We start from the raw sequence: 18,480 nt of genomic DNA on the forward strand, positions 1-18,480 counted from the left end.
ATTGATCCTTTTCAGTGGATTATGGACGGGGCTACCTCCATATCTATTGTAAAGGATTTTTTTATGCGCCGATGTATATTAGACAGAAATTTATGAAGATTCAGAGAATATTAATGCAACGCTAGTGGTGATGGCCCATGTACGTTCTCCTTGTTTGTCGAATATTAGAAACTAGTATGTAATGATAAGGTAATTTGTTGTAAAAATATAGATGCAAAAGTTAAAATTTAATTAAATTAAATATGCGACAGCCTGAATGTACCCTAAACGACTGATTAGCGCGCTGAAGTGCGAATAGGGTATAAAAAAGTACCCTATTCGGTCGACAGCCAAAAGAGGCTTCTCGCGAACGAGAAGCCCCTTTGCTTTGCCTTGCCTTGCCTTTATTCCTTTTTCTCAAGCGAGATTGTGGAGCCTTCCGCATCGTTCCACTCTGCGAGAGCTTCCGAGGATGCATCGGCTTCCGCCTGGGTATTTCTAGAAATTTCAGCTTCGGCTTTGCGTAAGCCATTGGACACTAGCATGCAGAGGATAAGAAAAATGGCATATAGAATTAAAGCTACGGAACTTGCCGTGAGCAGGAGTGCCCCGCTAACATCATCTGCACTTACTAGCCTGTTTAACACTTGGGTAACAAGAATTAAGAGAACGAGCGGGATGGATAGGCCGCGAATCCATTCGCCTTCTCTACGAACGCACTCCGTTCCCTTCCGAAAATGATTGCCGATAATCTGGTAAGTGGATGGAACGCCGTAAATGCTATAGAATGGCACCAACATGCAAGCAAGGGCAGAACCTGGAGTACGGGGGTAACGAAGGAATAGACGGTTCAAGTCCATATGCACGCGATAGATCCAGATTAAGTAAACCACAGCAATGATCAAATAAAGGACTGTTGATATAATATTTTCAAATCCATAGATCGAATAAAATTGATCGAAGAACACATCTTGATCGATTGCATAGATGACTGAAAAAGCGAGGTCCGCGGCGGCTAGCGCCACGAGCACCCACAATAAAATTTTGAGTACGTTGGACATGGTTTCTGACTTTAACGGCATGTTGGATTCACGCTCCAGATTTAGGTTAGTGTAACTGCTTTAAGTAGGTGATTGCTTCTTCCAAAGTAGCCACCGGAACAACTTGTAACTGCAAATGCAGCTCCTGTGCGGCTTGCTGCGCTTCTTCCTCGTTGCTTATCCCTTCGTATTGGAAGGTTTCTTTATCTCTTGGCACTAAGAAAATATCAGCTCCTTGGTTTTCCGCTGTTCGCAGCTTATCGCGTATGGAGCCAACAGAACCGACCGTATGGTCTTCCTCCATTGTTCCGGTGCCCGCAATGATGAACTCCCCATTTCTAGAGAAATCCACCTGCTGTTTCTCCTCGTATAAGCCCAGGCTTAACATTAAACCAATCGAGTCCCCGTAATATTGTTCCGTTTCTTCATTTAAGGCCAGCTCTAGTTCCTCCCGTTCAAGGTTTCCGCTTGGTTCATCCGATAGGGCGGCGACCGAGTCCACGGCGTTGTGAATCGTTTCATTTCGCGCGTCTTCCCCTAATTCTTTCATGTCCGAGAGGGAATCTTCTGCGGATGCGTCGACACGCGTGAATTGCGCATAGGGGTAAGCTTGCCTAGCCACATATTTCTCGTATCGATTGCGCGTAAGCCCTTCCTGCACATAAATAAAATGAACGCTGCCGTTCACGCCAATTTCCCGGACGGGAACGATCTCTCCTAACGTTGTAAAGCTGTAGTATTGAGGCAGGAAACAAAACAGCCCAAAGGATAACGGGAGCAGCAAGAGAAGCGAGGCGATCACCCAATGTGCTTTTATTTTTATTTTTCGTATAACGGGGACGGGTTCTAACTGATCCAAATTCATCATCCATTTCTATAATTAGAGAAATATTGTACGACAGTAGTGTTCGACATGGTTCCCCATTTCCCTTTCTTGCAAATCACAGAAATATGGAATTAATTACCCTAATGGGATAGTATACAAAATAGAGTGTTATAACGTTCATTCTCTCGTTTTTAACAAAGGCGGTGAACCTCCTGCATGCCAGATTGGTCGTATCAAACGTTATTTCGGCCCGTGTTGTTTCGGATGCCTGCTAGAGCTGCGCGTGGAGTTACGCTAAGGGGGATGGGGAACGTAAGCCGGATCCCTGGCGGCACTTTTGTGATCAAAGCATTGGGGCACATGGAACCTGCCCCAATGCTGAACAGCCATAGATTTGGAACAATGTTACCGACCCCTGTAGGGCTATCTGGTGCAATTGACCAGCGGGGCATCGCCGTTCAAGCCTTGTCCCAATTAGGGTTTGGGTTCGTCGAAGTAGGCCCGGTTACGCTCGAACCTATAGTGAATAGTGAGCCTATAGAAATGAATGTACAAGAGGAGAGCATCACCTACCCTTGTGAATATGAGAATGGGGGCGCCCAAGAGACCCTCCGGCGTATCCGAAAGCCTGGCCATCGGCTTCCCCATCTTGTGCGAATTGCTCCTATGCCGGGATCGGATACAGAGCAGGCGATGGCTGAATTGCGGTCGCTTTTTGATTCGTTCGTTAAGGAACAGTATGCTTCGGCTATTGTCGTGGAGGCGATTTCCCCGCATAGAAGCCAACTGGATAATGAGCTGATGCTACAACAGATGGCGGCGCATGTGTCCAAACATGCCGGGAAGCATGTCCTGCTGTATATCCCGTTAGATACTGTTGAAGCGGGGCTGGAAAGCATTGTGCATGCGGCTGACCCTGCTATTTGGAGCGGATTCGTAATCGGTGATGCAATCCGTGGACCGCAAGGGGTGAGGGTCAGCCACGATGGCAAATTGCCGTGTATAGCTAAATTACAGCAGATTCGGGCGAATGCGGGAGAGGCAGCGGTGTTATTAGCAGCTGCTGGCGTGCATGAACCAGCCGATGCCATTGATCTCATGGAAGCCGGAGCAGATTATGTTCTTCTGCATAGCGGCTTCGTTTATTCTGGACCAGGGCTTCCTAAACGAGTGAATGAAGCGATTATCCATCACAAATTGGCAGGGGAGCCGTCTCCGGCGGAACAGCCATTTTGGCAAAATTGGGGCTGGATGTGCCTTCTGGGCATTGGGATGATTATTGGAGGGTTGATCGCTTGGTTTATTGCGGCGAATGGCGTATTGCTCCCTTATGATGAAGCTTTTCTAGGCATAAACCGGGATGAAGTGGATCGAATCAACGGAAACCTGCTCTATTTTATGTCGCATGACCGCATTACATTAGCTGGCACGATGCTGTCGATTGGCATCCTTTATTATCAATTAGCGAAGCATGGGCTCCGGTTCGGGTTGCATTGGGCCAAAACCGCAATATGGGCTTCCGCGGGCGTTGGATTTCCAAGCTTCTTCTTGTATTTAGGCTATGGTTTCTTTGATCCTATCCAAGCAGCGGCGGCTGCCATCCTGTTCCCGATGTTCTTGCTGTCCTTGCGCAATAACCCCGATCGTCCTTATCGCCTTCCGGTTAACTTGCGTAACAGTAAGGAGTGGAAGGGGGCTTTGTGGGGGCAGCTATGTTTTGTCGTCCTCGGATTTGCCTTATGTATCGGCGGGATAGTGATCGCACTAGTTGGCATTACGAATGTGTTCGTACCGGAAGATATTAGCTATTTGTGTACGTCGCGTGATGATCTCAATCTGGCCAACGAACGGCTGATCCCGTTAATTGCCCATGACCGGGCTGGCTTCGGCGGTGCGCTGTTGTCGGATGCCGTTGGCATTCTCGTTGTTGCCTTGTGGGGCTTGCAGCAAGGCGCCAAGTGGCAGTGGTGGACGCTTCTATTGAGCGGAGCGCCGGGGTTTGTCGCGGGGTTGAGCATTCATTTTATAATAAGTTACACCGATTTCTGGCATCTTCTGCCGGCGTATTTTGCATTTGGGCTCTATATTGTGGGGCTTGTTATGCTTTATCCATACTTGATGAGAAGTGGGAAACAGGGAAGTTCGAAGGGGATAAAGGGTGGGAGGAGAGTGGGGTTATGAGTACGCAATTTGAAGTGTTTCCTGCCACATCGGAAGTGCCGACAATTGTAGAGGTGCTTCAATTGGCTAATCAGAAGCTAAGCAAGTTTCTGCAGCCCTATGAGTTGCAGGATGTGCCGGTCATTCATGCTAGGCTTGGGGATCGATTTATTGCTCCGGCAGATACGGTCATGGACAATGTGTTGTGGGACGTGAAATATGCATGGTTTTATGCATTGCCGAGCGATGATGGCGGAACGGATGCTTATTATCGCAAGGTGGATGAGGATACCCTAAACATCTGGGATGATTATAGCAGTTATGGAGAGGCCTATTTTTCCGTGCGGCAATCATTGTCGGTCGGGTACTACTGGTCATTTCGAAGATCGGCTGGGCAGTCCGCTATTATTAATTTAGCCTACGGCTTCATTGCTTCAGCGCTTGCGGAATTGACGAATGGTTATCTATTTTCTGATGATGGCGCTTGGCACGGTGCGCCAATACGGCCGAGCGAATTTGATGCCCGATATTTTGTTCCTGACATCGCCCATTCTTATGGTACGGCGGCCTGGTACGAGAACTGCTTGGAGAGCATCGTTGACGAATGTGGCGGAAAGCCTTTCGAGCTTCGCTACCAGCTATTCGATGATACTCATGAATTAAAACCCGAGCAGCGGTTGTCCTATCATCCTTCGGGGCGATTGTTTAGGGATGGGCCGGCTATAGATGATCAATTGCTTGTCGTTTGGAGTATCTATAATGGAATTCCGTACTTGCTAGTTAAATGTGGCGTTATTGCTGCAACGGAGGATACATGGATCATCCAATTGAAGCTGCTTGATTTGACATATGGCTATAGCGTGTCTAGCCAACCGATCGAGAAAGTATTGGCGTTGTACGACGAGATTGATTTCGAACGTGAAAATCTTACATTCTGGGCGAATCCTTTATTTATTAAGGATGCGGAAGCGGTGTGGAATCAGCTGACGAACTTGGAAGCTTAATTTAGTGAGAAAAAGGGCATCATTCGGCATTAAGCCGAATGATGCCCTTTTTGCAATTGATCATAGGCCAAACGCGTAAGCACGTTCCACCTTGCAAATTTTTACCTCGTATTGCTCGTACCACTCTTGTTGCCCACGTTCCTGCGCCACCTGATGGGCGGCATTGCTTTTCCAATTCGCAATAGCCTCTAAGCTCTCCCAATAGGATACCGTAATGCCGAGACCATCCGTGCCTCGGGCACTCTCTACACCGACAAAACCAGGCTGCTCTCGCGCAAGTTCTTCCATCCGGTCCGCCATATGGCCATAACCGTTGTCGCCCTCCGTGCGCTGGCTTGTAAATATAACGGCATAAACCCCTGCACTTGCTTTTGTGTGATCTTTGCTCATACGTCGCCTCCACGGACAAAGGTTAAAATAGGCCGAACAACTTCTTGCATACGTTTTTTCGGTTTAGTTGAATGTACTCGGTAACTCCGGCTTTTTCCAGCTTAGTGATCAAGGCGTCGGCACCGTGCTTGAGCTTAAAATCCATTTCTTCCGCATAGAGCGGAATGAGGCTAAAGAAATGCACTTCCTTATCCGGTGAGAAGGTTAGCGTGAAGAACTCAGTAAACGACTTGACTGTTTCCGGGACGAAGAGCATCATGCCTATAAGTTTCGTATTGCTGGCGTAAGGTGTTGCGGGATTGCCGTTAGGAATCGTGTGTGCAACATGTAGCCACGTATCATATTCATGCGGCAGCCGTGCGAGCATCTTCAGGCTGCGGATTGGCCAATAATGCTCCTCCTGGTGGAATGCCTTTTCGGACATTGGCCAATCTGGCGGGAGGCAGAGCATAAGTTCTGCATAGCGGAAAGCCTCAGCTCCCTCAGGAACAGCCATCGGCAGGTTGCTCATGCCACAAGTAACCAATGTATAGTAGTTTCGTTCACTTGTCGGGGCCACAACGATAATATCGATATGGACAAGGTCAGAGATGATTTCATGAAAAATCGTATAAATTGGACCGATATGCTGCTCAACATGCTGCGTAATAAGGGCAATTGCCTCTTCGTCTCCATGGGCAATCTGGAGCGGGCGATCTTTGGTCTCGTGACGGTAAATGGGATGCTTGGAAGGGGATATCTCTTGGTCGCTCATGGCGCCTCCTAGATAGGAATTTATTAGGAATGTATAGGCACTCCTCCATTGCTGCGCGCATATCCTTGAAGGATTACGTTCGGAAATGAGGGAAGGGATGTTCCCGTATTATGACGGCTATGCTTGGCCTACGCGCAATTGGGTGTGGACTGCCGAAGGGCCAGCGCTTGTCTACTGGTATCAAGGGGAGTATTGCCTGCTGGCCGTACGCCAAATCGCTACACAGCCCGCAGCGCCCAGCCTTGTCGCAGTGGCTAGTATGGTGCCGGAAAAACAGCCGGATGCCAATCTAGAGCGGACGATTGCCCGATATTATGGATTGCAGCAGGGCATAGATGATGTCCATTATTATTATAACCGAATTGACTTGGACGGAGACGATAAGCTCGAAACGTTCGTTTTATTATCCGGGCCAACGCTGTGCGGAACGGGCGGCTGCAGTGCCGTCATTCTTAAGCAAAGCGGAGGCGTCAACGGTTACCGGGTCGTCTCGAATTTTATGCTCGTGCGGGCTCCAATCATCGTAAGCGGCCAAAAGTCGAACGGATGGCGTGACTTGATCATGGAGGTGTCAGGCGGAGGGGCGGGCGCGCCTGCCTATCACATCCTGCATCACACGGGCAGCCGGTATCCATCGAATCCGTCAGCAGCTCCCCGTGTTCCTGCAGGCGCGGGGGTGGCCGGCACAGCCTTATTTGCGGATTCAGCAGACGGTAGCTTCCCCGGCATTCCGCTTACATCGTTTTAAGTCGTTGCAACATCACTAGATGGGGATTATATTGGATATAGCAGGAAAATTTAAATGCAGCATATGCATGTAGACTGCCATTCTGAGCCGGCTTGTACGAGCAGGCTGTGTCACATACATCCAAGAGTACTCTTTTAACCAATGATGCGTTAAAAAAAAGGGGGAGATGTTCGTGGATGGGATTGAGCAGATTGAGCAGGAGGGATATTGGGAAGAAAACAGCTCCGTTATGACGGGAATTAGAGTCATTATGCTGATGGCGACAGTCTTGATCGTTGCGGTGTCTGTGGTCATGATTTTGCATTCGCAACAGGCGGCAGCGAGCGGGCTGACATACGATGATTTGCAAAATAACAAACCGTATTTATGTTTGCACTAATGTACAATCCTTCAATAAAGGCCGGCAAGCCCCTCCTCCGAGGTGCCTGTCGGCTATTTTTATTGCTCTAGAACAACCTCGGAGTATGACATTATAATTGCCTTCGCATCCGCTAGCAAAGTTGCCTCGCCTTCGGAAGCGGCTATCCCAATCGTGGCCGCTACGCCTGCGGCATTGCCCATTTGCATATCGCCGTTCGTATCGCCAATGACAGCAACGTCCTCAGGTGCAAGGCCAAGCTCAGCGCAGGCTTGGTACACCATATCGGGGAAAGGCTTGCCGCGCTCGACAAGATCGTTGCCAATCACGGATGCGAATAGATGCGAAATGCCCATCCATTCCAGATGATGCTTCGAATCCTCTGTTTCATCTGCTGTGACCACCCCGAGGGTTAGGCCGCTTCCGTAACATTTTTGCACAAAATCAACTACTCCGGGCAACGGGCGTGCCGGACGAATCCGGCGGGTTTCGGCATCGGCAGCTTCTTTGCACGCTCTTGCCAGCCGGAGGGATTCTCCCCACGGCATGCCTTGTTGATAGCTTTGCCAAGCGAGCGTCGAGAGCAAATCCCCGATCGATCCCATCGCCACGGGACCATTTCGGTCATAATCGATGGCTTGGCCGGAGCTATCCAACCTCAAGCCCCAAAGCTGGTCTAATGGAGCGATCGGCCCATCGAAACGCGCTATAAAATGGGCATATGCGAGCTGGCACCAGCTCCCCCACAGTGCCATAAAGTCCAGCAGCGTCCCGTCTTTGTCGAACAAAATCCCTTTCACCTCATAATGCTGGCGTCCAACGATTAATCGAGCCATCTTTAGGCCTCCCGCTGTGCAATATCTTCTCTACCCGTTACACATAACTTCTTGCCATCGCGATCGCATGCTCCTGAATGCTTTCCCGCAACGACTGGGGTTGGAGCACGCGGGCGTGCCGCCCCCAGCTGAGCACCCATTGCACCAGATCCTCCTCCTGCCGGCAATGAAGTGTGGCAAGCGCATCATGCTCCCGTTCCTCCAGGCCCGTAAGGTAGAAGGATGGATTTTCCTGAACCCACGGCAGTGCCTCTTTGGCGAAAGATACAGTAACCTCTAGATCAAAATTTTGTTCAGGCTCATAGGCATTCATGCGAAACTCGGCAGGCCGCTGAAAGGTGTCTGGCAATAGCGTTACCGATGCCATTCGATCCAGGCGAAACTGGCGAAGCCCGTTACGCAGGTTGCAATGCCCGACGAAGCTCCAACTGCCCCGCGAATGAAACAAACCGTACGGATGAACGCTTCGCGTTGATAGCGGCGTTTCCTCTGAAGCATAGGGGGAAGCCCGACGGCTTCGGTAAGTGAACGATATCGCATGCTGCTCTAGCACTGCCCTGCGTACAAGCCCTAATGTTTCTTGATCCGCTTCATCTGCGCTTGGAACATGGTACGCTTCGTCCAAATTCAACAGATGAATGCTGCTTCTTAGCTGCTGAACCTGTAACCGTTGCTTCTCTGGCATAGTGGCTTCGATTTTCTCCTGCGCAGCATGCGCGATGTCCCCATAGGCTTGGTCGAACGTATTGGCAATATAGTCCCCTCCAAGCAATAGCATCGAGGCTTCCAGTGCAGTGAATTGAATCGGCGGCAAAAAGAATCCTTCCATCAGCTCATAGCCGATGCCCGGCGTAGAGCGAAGCGGGATGCCTGCAATCGAGAGTGCTTCCATGTCACGATAGATGGTGCGGACGCTCGTTTCGAGCCGGTTGGCGAGATCTTCGGCGCGGACAACGCCGCTTCGCTGCAGCTCCAGCAGGATGGACAGCATCCGATCAGAACGGGTCATTTTTGTTTTATACCTCCGTTTTGCTCCTGACAATACGTTGTCAGGAGCGGGTCGTTATACTGAACATATTCTCAGGCCGGGCAGGAAAATCCTACCCCTATAAAGGAGCGAATATGATGTTTGAGTTTGAACATAGTGTAATTACGAAAGCGAAAGCGGAGACAATATGGCAACTATACAGCAACCTCGAAACATGGGCTGTGTGGGATCCGTATATCCATGTGGAGCTGCAGGGGGAGTTCGAAGCGGGAACGAAAGGAACGCTGCAGCCGAGAGGGAAAGGCGTGCTGAGTTACGAGCTTCTGAAAGTTACGCCTTTGCAATTTTTCTCGGATATAACGCATATGCAAGAACTCGGCATTGATGTGAGCTTGGCGCATACGATTGAGCCTGTCGGTGAAGGCACAAGGGTGACGCACAAGATCATCGTAACAGGGCCTAATGCGGATACAATAGGCGTACAGTTCGGCGGGGAAGTGTCCAAGAGAATGCCGCATACGGTGGAATCGCTTGTGGCATTGGCAGAACAGCTGGAGCGCGGAGGTGATCGGGATGGGCGATAATAACCGAACGCGTTATTGGATCGGCGTCGTGTCCCGTTCACATGTCATGCGAGGCGTAGCGGGCGGTTTCGCCCAGCTATGCCATGGCAAGGCTGCGTCCTTGAAGCGCATGCGGGAAGGGGACTGGCTTATTTATTATTCGCCTAAGACGGATATGGAAGGCGGGGTTCCACTGCAAGCGTTCACTGCAATAGGCAGGGTGCGCAATGCGCTCGTGTACGAATATGCAATGAGTGAAACGTTCGTCCCGTCCCGGCGTGATATTGATTTTTATGATTGTACGGAAACGCCTATTCATTCACTGCTGGACCAGATGATCTTTACGCGAGAGAACCGGCGCAACTGGGGCTATCGTTTTCGAACAGGGCATTTCGAGATTGATGCGGCGGATTTTGCGGTTATTGCTACGGCGATGAATATAGAAGGGGCAGGCGCACAGGAGATTGCGAAATGATGGGATTCAGGAGGCACTGTACGAGGGGATACCCCATGCGGTGCCTCTTTTGCGTTTACAAATGAATAACGACAAGTTAACGGTACGTTGACACAGCAAGCCTATAGTAAACAGGCAAGAAAAATGGAATAAAGGAGGGTATTAATGAAGGCGTTACCAGCGGTTGTGGCAAAAAAGGGTTTGTTTCTCATGCTCGCAGCTGTGTTGCTGATTAGTCTGGTGGGGATGTACATTCGCACCGAACAGCCAGCATCCGCGGCGACTACGTCATTTCGGTTCGTTGTATTGGGGGATTCCCGCGGTTCGACGGATGGAATTAATGAAACGACGATGAGGAGTTTGTTGAGCCAAATTAAAGCGTTGCCCGTACAGCCCAGCTTTGTTGTTTTTACGGGGGACCAAGTACAAGGCGGCTCTGATGTGGAAACGGAATTGACCGATTGGAAAAACATCGTCGACGATTATTATCCGACGAACCAAGTTTATCCGGCATTAGGCAATCACGAGCATGACGAGACGGTCTTCAGCAACGTCTTCAATTACTTGCCAAGCAATCAGCTGGCAGGCTATCAGCGGTCAGCTTATTACTACGATTATGGCAATGCCAGATTCTTCGTATTAAATTCCGACCGCACCGACGCTAATGGCAAGTACGTCATTAATTCCGCTCAGCGTACATGGCTGCAAAGCAACTTGCAAAACAACGGCAAGACCCACAACTTTATAACATTCCACGTGCCTGCATACCCGATTGGGGCGCATTACGGCTCCTCGTTGGATGCGAACCCTGCGGAAAGGGATGCATTCTGGAGCGTGGTGGACAGCAATAACGTGACGGCGGTTCTGGTTGGCCATGAGCACAACTACAATCGCCGCAAAATCGATTCGAGCTTCAACGCAAACGGCTATAGCTTCACGCATAACATCCAACAGGTCACGTTAGGGGGCGCAGGAGCGCCTCTCAGCTCGACGAAAACGGATGCTAAAGGCGTACAAGTCGGACCTGTTACCTCATACCATTACATGGTTGTAGATGTAGCGGACGAGACGGCAACGTTCACGGTGTACGACATTAACGGGAACGTCATCGATTCCTTCTCGGAAACGCGCGGCGGAGGAGGCACGATGCCGCCGGTAACGACGGCCGTATCGTTCCAGGACGGCGTTGCTCCATCCGCCAGCTATGCTGGCACAACAGATACGCATATTATGCAAAATGCCGCAACGGTGAATTACGGTACGGCGACAGCGTTGATGGTCGACGGGGACGAGCCGTCAGGCAGCACCAGCGACGTGTCGGCGCTATTGAAGTGGGATGTCAGCTCCATTCCAAGCGGCAGTACCGTTACGGATGCGAAGATTACGATTAATGTGACGGACAAATCGAGCAGCACGTACAGCTTCTATGAAATGAAGCGGAGCTGGGTCGAGCTTCAGGCGAACTGGAACCAGTATGCTGCGGGAAGCAGCTGGCAGACGGCGGGAGCGAAGGGAACATTGGACCTTGGAAGCACATCGCTAGGTGCCATTACGGCTACAGCGACGGGCAGCTATACAGTTACGCTGAATGCGGCGGGCATCGGAATCGTGCAGGGCTGGATCGCGAATAGCGCCAATAACAAGGGCGTTATTATAAGCAACAGCTCGAATACGGATGGGCTAGATTTCAGCTCCAGCGAAGCGCCGACAGCGTCGCAGCGGCCTAAACTCACCATCACGTACCAGTGATAAGCGCCAGATTGGCATAGGGAGAACATAGAGATGAAGCCTTTTATTAATGCCAAGGACTTGGCAATTACTCAGGCAGCTGCGGCTGCCTTTCTTTTTATTTGCGTGCCTCTGATCAACGTATTCGGGACGAGCATGCACAAGACGGAGGGGGTGCTGCATGGGCTCGGTTCATGCGTAGCCGTCTTGCTTAGCTGCCAGTGCATCCACGGCATTTATGGCCTGCTGCGGGGCAAAACGAAAGCGGCGGCCAAGCTGGAGCTGCTGCTGTGGCTAACCGCTATTATTAATTTTATGGCAATTGCATTGGGTAATTGGCTCTATATCGGGTACCGCCTGCCGGACGAGGCGCAGCAATGGCTGCTTTATAACATACCGTCAGCCCATTCGGTGCTGATGGAATATAAAGAGTTCGTATCGTTATTCCCGCTCGCGCTTAGCGTATGTGCGGCTGCTCTTACCCGTAGAGTACGCAGAAGCGGGCTTGCAGCTGAAGAGGCTGCTGGAATGAACACCGTCATTGCCGTATTGGTGACGCTCATGTGGATTACGCTGCTTATTGCCTTCTTGCTGGGCATTGGGCTCGCCAAATTGAAAATGGTGTAAGGAGATACCTTCATGTCCAAGACAACCTCAAGCGCCCCGCAGTCTGGCGAAGCGGTAGCTGCGCTTTTATCCATCTTGATTGGCATGGCAGCTGTCATCGGCTCCCATCTATGGTCGGTTGCGCAGCCGGTAGCAGCGAATAAGGCGATGTACAAATTGGGCAGCTGGATGCCGGGTTGGTATGGGATCGGGCCGTTCAGCGGCAAAGAAACGGCTGGATTAATCGGCTGGTTATTCAGCTGGCTCGCGCTATGGCTGATTCTTCGCCATCGCCAGCTGCCTTTGAAAATATGGCTGTTTGCGTTTATCGGCATTTTTTTTGCCCTGATGGCCCTGCTATGGCCTCCGGTGTATCACAGTATTTTCGGCTGGCTGCCCGCTCTGCCTTAAGCCAAGGAAGCAAAGGAGTATAGATAACCGATGAAATTCGTTAAACGCTATAGGCTATTCCTCAGTTTCTTGCTTGCGATAGCGGTCACGGGCAGTTCGCTGCTGTGGACAAACCTGCCTGCTCAAGGCTACATGAGCATGGAAATTACAGTGCCGGCAGCTCCGATCGATGTGCTGCTGCCAAGCGCGGAGCAAGTCGATATTCCAGCTTGGCTGAAAGGGCATTCGGGGACGCAGCTGCTAGTTGCATCGGATAAACAAGTAAAAGCGGCTTCGGGGCTGCTGCCGACGTCCTTGTATCCGATCTTCGACGGCAGTGAAACGGCCGATGCATTCAGCGCGAAGTACCCTCATCTGCCTGCGGAGTCGCTGCCTGGCTACGGCCGCGCGGTTTATGAAGCCAGCGTCGGCAATGTGCAAATGCTGTATTTGGATTCGGAGAGCATGAATCAATCTGCGGAAGCGTTGCAAGAGCAGCTGCAGTGGCTGGCTGCCCGCTTGGCGGACAAGCATCATCCCATTGCATTTGTTGCGCATCAACCAACCTCGTCAGGCTTTTGGAATGAAGCTGCCAAAGCAGGGATCGAAGCGGTTGTCGCAGATGGAGCAATCTATGTGCCTTCGCAGCTCGTGGATCAACCGTCTTCCGATATGGATACGATGCCCCCGGCTTCGGGCGGCGCACTTGCTTGGAATCGCTGGCAGCCCGCGGCCAAGCTCGACAATGCCGAGTATTTGTCCATCGGGGCAAGAGCCGATGAGATCTCTATCATTGCCCGTGATCAGCAGGGCTTACCGATTGATCAGCTGCTGTTGGATACGAGCCGTGACGATCGGATGCGGCAGCTATCATCGCCGCTGGCGATGGGCTCGCAATGGCGGTACCGTGCCGGCGGAGATGATTTGCCTATCACGATTCCTTCGGGCTTCGATATTACAGGGGAGCATCCGATTACAGAGCGGTTCCATCTGCCGGCGACGGATTGGCGTAGCCCGGATTTTGACGATACCAAGTGGGCAATGGGCGGAGCGCCGATAGGAAGCAGTGATGACAAGAAACGTGCGCGCGCGTATCGAACCCTTTTGCCTGCCAAAACAGACGCGCCTTCATATTACTTCCGAACAATGTTCATGTTGGGGCAAGAGCCCGAGTTGTATTCGAAAATTTATGCGGACTTGAGCTTTGAAGATGGCATTGTGGTCTACGTGAACGGGGAGGAACTGGTACGGAACTCTATCGCAACAGGGCTGCTTACTCCGCAATCGCTCGCTGAGCCGAATGAACCCGTTTTGAATCGGCGGTTCGATGTGACGAATCAAAGAGGCTTATTTCGTAAGGGGCTGAATAGTGTCGCAGCTGAAGTCCATCGCAACCATCCTGGTTCTCCGAACCTTTTATTCGATTTGGCGATCTCAACGGAGAGCGTACAAGGGGAGGGGGTATCACGATGAAGGCCATGCACCGGACTGGACTTGCGCTGCTCTTACTGGCGCTTCTCTTTCAAATGGCGGCATGCGGATACTTGAATAGGCACAATCCTGATGATTTGATCGCTGATATCGGGGTAACCAAGTCGCAAATTATCGTCAAAAATGGCGATCCTTACGTATGGAGAGACGTCGAGATTATGCTTAACGGCACCTATCGGTATCACTCGGACTATGTGCCCAGGGGGAATTTATCATTTCCTTACAAGGCTTTCGTCAACAGCCAAGGCGAAAGTTATGTGCCAGGGCGGCTCAAGGTTCGCCAAGTCGAGATTCGAGCCAAACGGCAGGACAACGGACCGGAAGCGGTGTTTAAGTGGTAGAAGAGTAGTATGGGTTTAAACAACAAAACGCGCCAACAGGCGGTTGGCGATGGCTAGGCCTGTTGGCGCGTTGTTTTATAGCAATGTTGCCAAATAAGCGCGATTCGCAAGCACACGCTCATCGCCTGGCAGGAAGGATGCGGCGATTTCGTTGTGAATGTTCGCTAACTGGTGCTGGCCGATGCGGTCGTAACAGACGCATAACTGCAAATGCGGCAGCCACGTCCAGTAGCTGGTTTGCAGCAGTGCATTCGTATTGGCCGGTTTCGTCAAACCAGCGGCCAGCTTATACCACCATATAGCGGATTCATAGTCTTCTTCCTCTAGGCTGTAAGCCCCCATGCGGCAGCATGCTTCCGCACGCGGAGGCGAGTAGGTGAACGCATGCACGGCCCATTTGCGCGCATCTGCAAGACGGCCTAAGTTAGCGTAACAATCGGCTATTTTGCCACAGGCTGCAATATTGTCTTCGATCCAGCCCTGGTTGTCCGCGATAAATGCTTCATATAGTGCCAACGCCTGCTCCCATTGCCCATGGTCGAACCGTTCATTCGCAAAGTAGAATTGGTCGCGAGGCGACAATGGTTCTCCAGCTGCAGCCCGTTTCTCGTATAGGTGTAAGTTTCGGGAACTGTTCGTGTGCATCCGTTCATGCGTGACCGCGATATCCGAAGCTAAGATGTTGCCCGATACCTCTAAATATTCATGTACGACGCCAATCCAGCGAAACCCCTTGCTTCTGCGAACGAGGCGGTTGCGGCGCAGGCTGCTGGTGGCGGTGCCCTGCGCATCGACAGCGAGATTGTAGAACATCGATACGGCATCCGTATTCCATGGCAGGGCAGCTGCCAGCGCGCGGAACTTCTCTTGGTCTGGCGGGAGCAAAATATCATCGGCATCCAGCCATAGAATAAAATCCTTCGTCGCATGGCTAAATGCAAAATTACGCGCTTTAGCAAAATCGTCCATCCACTCGAAATCGATCACTTGGCTCGTGAATTGAGCTGCGATTTGCTTCGTAGCGTCAGTTGAGCCGGTATCGACAATGATGATCTCATTCACCAGCTCGGCGATGCTGGATAAGCAGCGGGCTAGCGTTTGCTGCTCGTTTTTCACAATCATGCATAAGCTGACGGACACGGGGCTTTTCCACTCATTCAGCGCATCTGTCACGTCTTTGCCCCACTTCTGCTGGGCAACATCGCGGTTGGCTGCAAATTGGCGAGCGAGCCAGTTCGGCCGATCCGGGAACAAATCGGGTGGCTGAACGTACTTCACGAAGCAATCCTGGGCAACGTACAACCGATAACCAGCTTGCAGCGCGCGATAGCAGAAGTCATCATCCTCATACGATTCGAGCTCGAAGCGCTCGTCGAAGCCGCCGATTTGCTCGAACTTGTCCTTGGGCACGATCAGAAGCAGGCTGAGCAGCCGCGTCACGCAGCGGGTTGCACCTTCCCGGGCGAGCACGATGCCGCTAGCGGAATGGTCAAACTGTAGCAGTGTTTCAGCAGGCACTTCGATGTTCTGCCAACCGCTGACGCCATTGCTGACAGGACCAACAGCCGCTGCATCAGTATGGGCATCCAGGGCGGAGGATAAGCGTTCGAGCCAATGCTCGGAGACGACGATATGGTCGCGAATGAAAACAATCCGTTCACCGGCCGCCACAGCCGCCCCGCGATTGAACCCAGCTGCAACCCCAGCAATGGCAGGGGAGGGCAGCACCTGAATAGGCGATGAACGGAATTGCTCTGCCCACCTTGTGATGTCAGGGGAGTCCCCGTCATTAATGACTACAAGCTCGAATAGCTCCGGCGTATACAGTTGTATGCTGCTCAGGCATCGTTTGAATAGGGCAAAATGCTGGGCAAGCAGGACGATGGTGGTTGGCTTCACGGGAAATCTCCATTCGGTTAAAGGGTCTTATGCGTTCATGCAACTCAACAAATTTCGCCAGCTCACTGCGGAACGCAGCAGGCTGGCGAAAAAAAGTATGTCTATTTATAGTATAGGTTAATTAGGGCTGATATTAACAATGTTCAGCGAAACGCCATTGCCGGCTTGGAAGTCGGTGGTATTGAGCGGGTAGTTATTGCTAGGGCTGACGATTTGAAGCGAAAGAATATCTCCAGCATTAAGATGAACGATCGACATATCGGAAAGCGACGAGACCGACGTGGTCGATTGAATGTCACTTTGTGGAATTACGGCACCGTTCACCGTTACACGGGCAGATATTCGGTCCGACCATCCATTGAAGCGCATCTCGTATTGAATTAGATAAGTTCCAGCAGCAGTAATAAGAAATTGGTCATTCATTCCCAATGGGAGGATTCCGTTCATCTGCACACTAGCGAAGGGTACACTCGTACCTGTTGTTTGTGCCATCAAAGGAGCGGAAATTCCAGTTGCTCCAAGGAAGTAGCTGGACATCGTGCCAGCGGCACCTGTCGCACCTGTTGCACCAGTCGCGCCCGTATTGCCTTGAGGGCCTTGAACGCCTTGCGGGCCTTGTGGTCCCGTAGGTCCGATGCCTCCGGTAACGCCAGTTGCTCCTGTGTTGCCTTGAACGCCGGTAGCGCCTTGAACGCCTTGAGCGCCAGTAGCGCCCGTTGCGCCAGTAGTGCCTTGAAGGCCTTGCGCACCCGTCGCGCCCGTTGGGCCAGTAATGCCTTGAAGACCTTGGGCTCCAGTTGCACCAGTTGCGCCCGTGCCTTGGAGACCCTGCGCACCCGTCGCACCCGTCGCACCCGTGGCGCCGGTAACACCCTGAATGCCTTGCGCACCTGGTGCACCCGTCGCGCCGATCGCACCAGCAGCACCTGGTGCACCCGTAGCACCGGCTGCGCCGGGTGCTCCTTGTGAACCTGACGATCCAGGCGCACCCGTCGCGCCGGCAGGGCCGGTAGCACCCGTGGCGCCAGTCTTGCTGAGCTTGGCTAGCATGTCTTCTGGCACGATTAACGTTTCCGTTACTTCAATCATATTGGCATCGGAGCCCGTGTGAACGATTGATACAGCTTGGCCGTTCTCTAACGAGCTAACCGATTTCAGTTCGCCTGAATTTTTGCCGAAAATGACCGTATCTGGCGTCACGTTATATGTGGATGTTTTGCCTTGAACCGTGACAGTTAAGCTGTTCGCGGAAACCGCCGCCACAACACCGAAGGCTACACGCTGTGCAGCGTCCTCTTTGTTATCTGCAGTGAGATAAGGCAGTGAATTGCTAAGGATAACAGCCATTTGGGCACGCGTTACCAGCGCCTTAGGCTTAAACAGGTTGCCAGGGAAGCCTTCAATCAACTTTAGCTTATAAGCAACGTTTACATAGCCGAGCAGCTTCGGCGAAATTTCGGCGCGATCGTTGAATGTAGCCGCTTCATTCGCCCACTCTGCTGCTTCCTTCGAGCGGTTGATTGCTTTGACAGCGATCTCAGTAATCCATTCGCGCGAGGCAGCTTGCTGGCCCCAGATCGTTGTGCCCGCCGGCGTAAGCTCGGACTTCTCAATTAATCCAAGCTGGAGCGCAAGTGTGACATAAGGCTTAGCCCAGTTATCTGCTGGCAGCGTTGCATCGCCTGTAACAGCCGATTGGTCAGCGCCCATCAAGCGAAGCGCCATTGCGACAGCCTCTTGCTTCGACACGTTGCTTTGTGGATCGAACTTGCCGTTTTCCCGCCCTTCGATGACTTCGAGCAGCGCCATTTTTGTAATATACTTCTGTGCCCAAGGCAACTGTTTCACATCGTCAAAATTAGCGTTGTTGGCAGCAAGAGCTTGTCCCGCTTGGCCAGCAAGCATGAGGAGGCCCATGCCTGCTA

General features: G+C 51.7%; 19 protein-coding genes and 1 pseudogene. 11 read left to right on the top strand and 9 right to left on the bottom strand.

From position 1 onward, the window contains the following. Positions 1-383: 383 nt before the first annotated feature. Complete coding sequence (locus GON22_RS16160) at positions 384-1,061, bottom strand: hypothetical protein (RefSeq protein WP_160397138.1); 678 nt, start codon at positions 1,059-1,061, stop codon at positions 384-386. Positions 1,062-1,086: 25 nt separating this feature from the next. Continuing rightward, positions 1,087-1,878: a hypothetical protein gene (locus GON22_RS16165; protein ID WP_160397139.1), complete on the bottom strand. Its 792-nt coding sequence runs from the start codon at positions 1,876-1,878 to the stop codon at positions 1,087-1,089. 183 nt (positions 1,879-2,061) lie between these two features. On the opposite strand from GON22_RS16165, the gene GON22_RS16170 reads away from it, so the two are divergent. Together GON22_RS16170 and GON22_RS16175 are read left to right on the top strand one after the other, a co-directional pair. After that, positions 2,062-4,026: a hypothetical protein gene (locus GON22_RS16170; RefSeq protein WP_160397140.1), complete on the top strand. Its 1,965-nt coding sequence runs from the start codon at positions 2,062-2,064 to the stop codon at positions 4,024-4,026. After that, positions 4,023-5,009: a hypothetical protein gene (locus GON22_RS16175; protein ID WP_160397141.1), complete on the top strand. Its 987-nt coding sequence runs from the start codon at positions 4,023-4,025 to the stop codon at positions 5,007-5,009. Before GON22_RS16170 ends, GON22_RS16175 begins: the two co-directional genes overlap by 4 nt. A 60-nt stretch (positions 5,010-5,069) precedes the next feature. Here GON22_RS16175 and GON22_RS16180 read toward each other — a convergent pair whose 3' ends face one another. Beyond that, positions 5,070-5,399, bottom strand: a complete 330-nt coding sequence (locus GON22_RS16180; RefSeq protein ID WP_160397142.1) for an antibiotic biosynthesis monooxygenase family protein — start codon at positions 5,397-5,399, stop codon at positions 5,070-5,072. Positions 5,400-5,421: 22 nt separating this feature from the next. Then, complete coding sequence (locus GON22_RS16185; protein ID WP_160397143.1) at positions 5,422-6,153, bottom strand: suppressor of fused domain protein; 732 nt, start codon at positions 6,151-6,153, stop codon at positions 5,422-5,424. Positions 6,154-6,238: 85 nt separating this feature from the next. Here GON22_RS16185 and GON22_RS16190 point away from each other — a divergent pair, with 85 nt between their 5' ends. Beyond that, positions 6,239-6,901 carry a hypothetical protein gene (locus tag GON22_RS16190; protein ID WP_160397144.1) on the top strand — a complete coding sequence of 221 codons (663 nt, stop codon included), beginning with the start codon at positions 6,239-6,241 and terminating at the stop codon, positions 6,899-6,901. 172 nt (positions 6,902-7,073) lie between these two features. Next, positions 7,074-7,280, top strand: a complete 207-nt coding sequence (locus GON22_RS16195; RefSeq protein ID WP_160397145.1) for a hypothetical protein — start codon at positions 7,074-7,076, stop codon at positions 7,278-7,280. Between the two features lie 59 nt (positions 7,281-7,339). Here the strand turns inward: GON22_RS16195 and GON22_RS16200 are convergent, their stop codons facing one another. Continuing rightward, a complete protein-coding gene (locus tag GON22_RS16200) occupies positions 7,340-8,095 on the bottom strand; it encodes an HAD family hydrolase (RefSeq protein ID WP_160397146.1) in 756 nt (251 codons plus the stop codon). A gap of 37 nt (positions 8,096-8,132) precedes the next feature. Beyond that, a complete protein-coding gene (locus GON22_RS16205; protein WP_160397147.1) occupies positions 8,133-9,104 on the bottom strand; it encodes a helix-turn-helix transcriptional regulator in 972 nt (323 codons plus the stop codon). 116 nt (positions 9,105-9,220) lie between these two features. Here GON22_RS16205 and GON22_RS16210 point away from each other — a divergent pair, with 116 nt between their 5' ends. From GON22_RS16210 to GON22_RS16240, 7 genes are all read left to right on the top strand, one after another. Further along, positions 9,221-9,667, top strand: a complete 447-nt coding sequence (locus tag GON22_RS16210; RefSeq protein WP_160397148.1) for an SRPBCC family protein — start codon at positions 9,221-9,223, stop codon at positions 9,665-9,667. Beyond that, positions 9,657-10,121, top strand: a complete 465-nt coding sequence (locus tag GON22_RS16215; protein ID WP_160397149.1) for an EVE domain-containing protein — start codon at positions 9,657-9,659, stop codon at positions 10,119-10,121. Before GON22_RS16210 ends, GON22_RS16215 begins: the two co-directional genes overlap by 11 nt. 144 nt (positions 10,122-10,265) lie before the next feature. Continuing rightward, the gene (locus tag GON22_RS16220; RefSeq protein WP_160397150.1) at positions 10,266-11,849 is read left to right on the top strand and encodes a DNRLRE domain-containing protein; all 1,584 of its coding nucleotides are present in this window, start codon (positions 10,266-10,268) and stop codon (positions 11,847-11,849) included. A gap of 33 nt (positions 11,850-11,882) precedes the next feature. Continuing rightward, positions 11,883-12,455 carry a hypothetical protein gene (locus GON22_RS16225; RefSeq protein WP_160397151.1) on the top strand — a complete coding sequence of 191 codons (573 nt, stop codon included), beginning with the start codon at positions 11,883-11,885 and terminating at the stop codon, positions 12,453-12,455. A 12-nt stretch (positions 12,456-12,467) separates the two neighbouring features. Continuing rightward, positions 12,468-12,845, top strand: a complete 378-nt coding sequence (locus tag GON22_RS16230) for a hypothetical protein (RefSeq protein ID WP_160397152.1) — start codon at positions 12,468-12,470, stop codon at positions 12,843-12,845. A 30-nt stretch (positions 12,846-12,875) separates the two neighbouring features. Further along, positions 12,876-14,297, top strand: coding sequence for a hypothetical protein (locus tag GON22_RS16235; RefSeq protein WP_160397153.1), 1,422 nt, complete (start codon positions 12,876-12,878; stop codon positions 14,295-14,297). Continuing rightward, complete coding sequence (locus GON22_RS16240; RefSeq protein WP_160397154.1) at positions 14,294-14,656, top strand: hypothetical protein; 363 nt, start codon at positions 14,294-14,296, stop codon at positions 14,654-14,656. Before GON22_RS16235 ends, GON22_RS16240 begins: the two co-directional genes overlap by 4 nt. Positions 14,657-14,731: 75 nt before the next feature. Here GON22_RS16240 and GON22_RS26590 read toward each other — a convergent pair whose 3' ends face one another. The 3 genes and pseudogenes from GON22_RS26590 to GON22_RS26140 all read right to left on the bottom strand — a co-directional run. Then, the gene (locus tag GON22_RS26590) at positions 14,732-16,555 is read right to left on the bottom strand and encodes a glycosyltransferase (protein WP_160397155.1); all 1,824 of its coding nucleotides are present in this window, start codon (positions 16,553-16,555) and stop codon (positions 14,732-14,734) included. A gap of 117 nt (positions 16,556-16,672) precedes the next feature. Continuing rightward, complete coding sequence (locus GON22_RS26765; protein ID WP_442954383.1) at positions 16,673-17,644, bottom strand: BclA C-terminal domain-containing protein; 972 nt, start codon at positions 17,642-17,644, stop codon at positions 16,673-16,675. 264 nt (positions 17,645-17,908) lie between these two features. Continuing rightward, positions 17,909-18,472: pseudogene (locus tag GON22_RS26140) on the bottom strand (S-layer homology domain-containing protein); the annotation flags it as partial. Between the last annotated feature and the right edge of the window lie 8 nt (positions 18,473-18,480).

The sequence above is a fragment of the Paenibacillus sp. MMS18-CY102 genome, from assembly GCF_009789195.1.
GTDB lineage: Bacteria > Bacillota > Bacilli > Paenibacillales > Paenibacillaceae > Paenibacillus_T.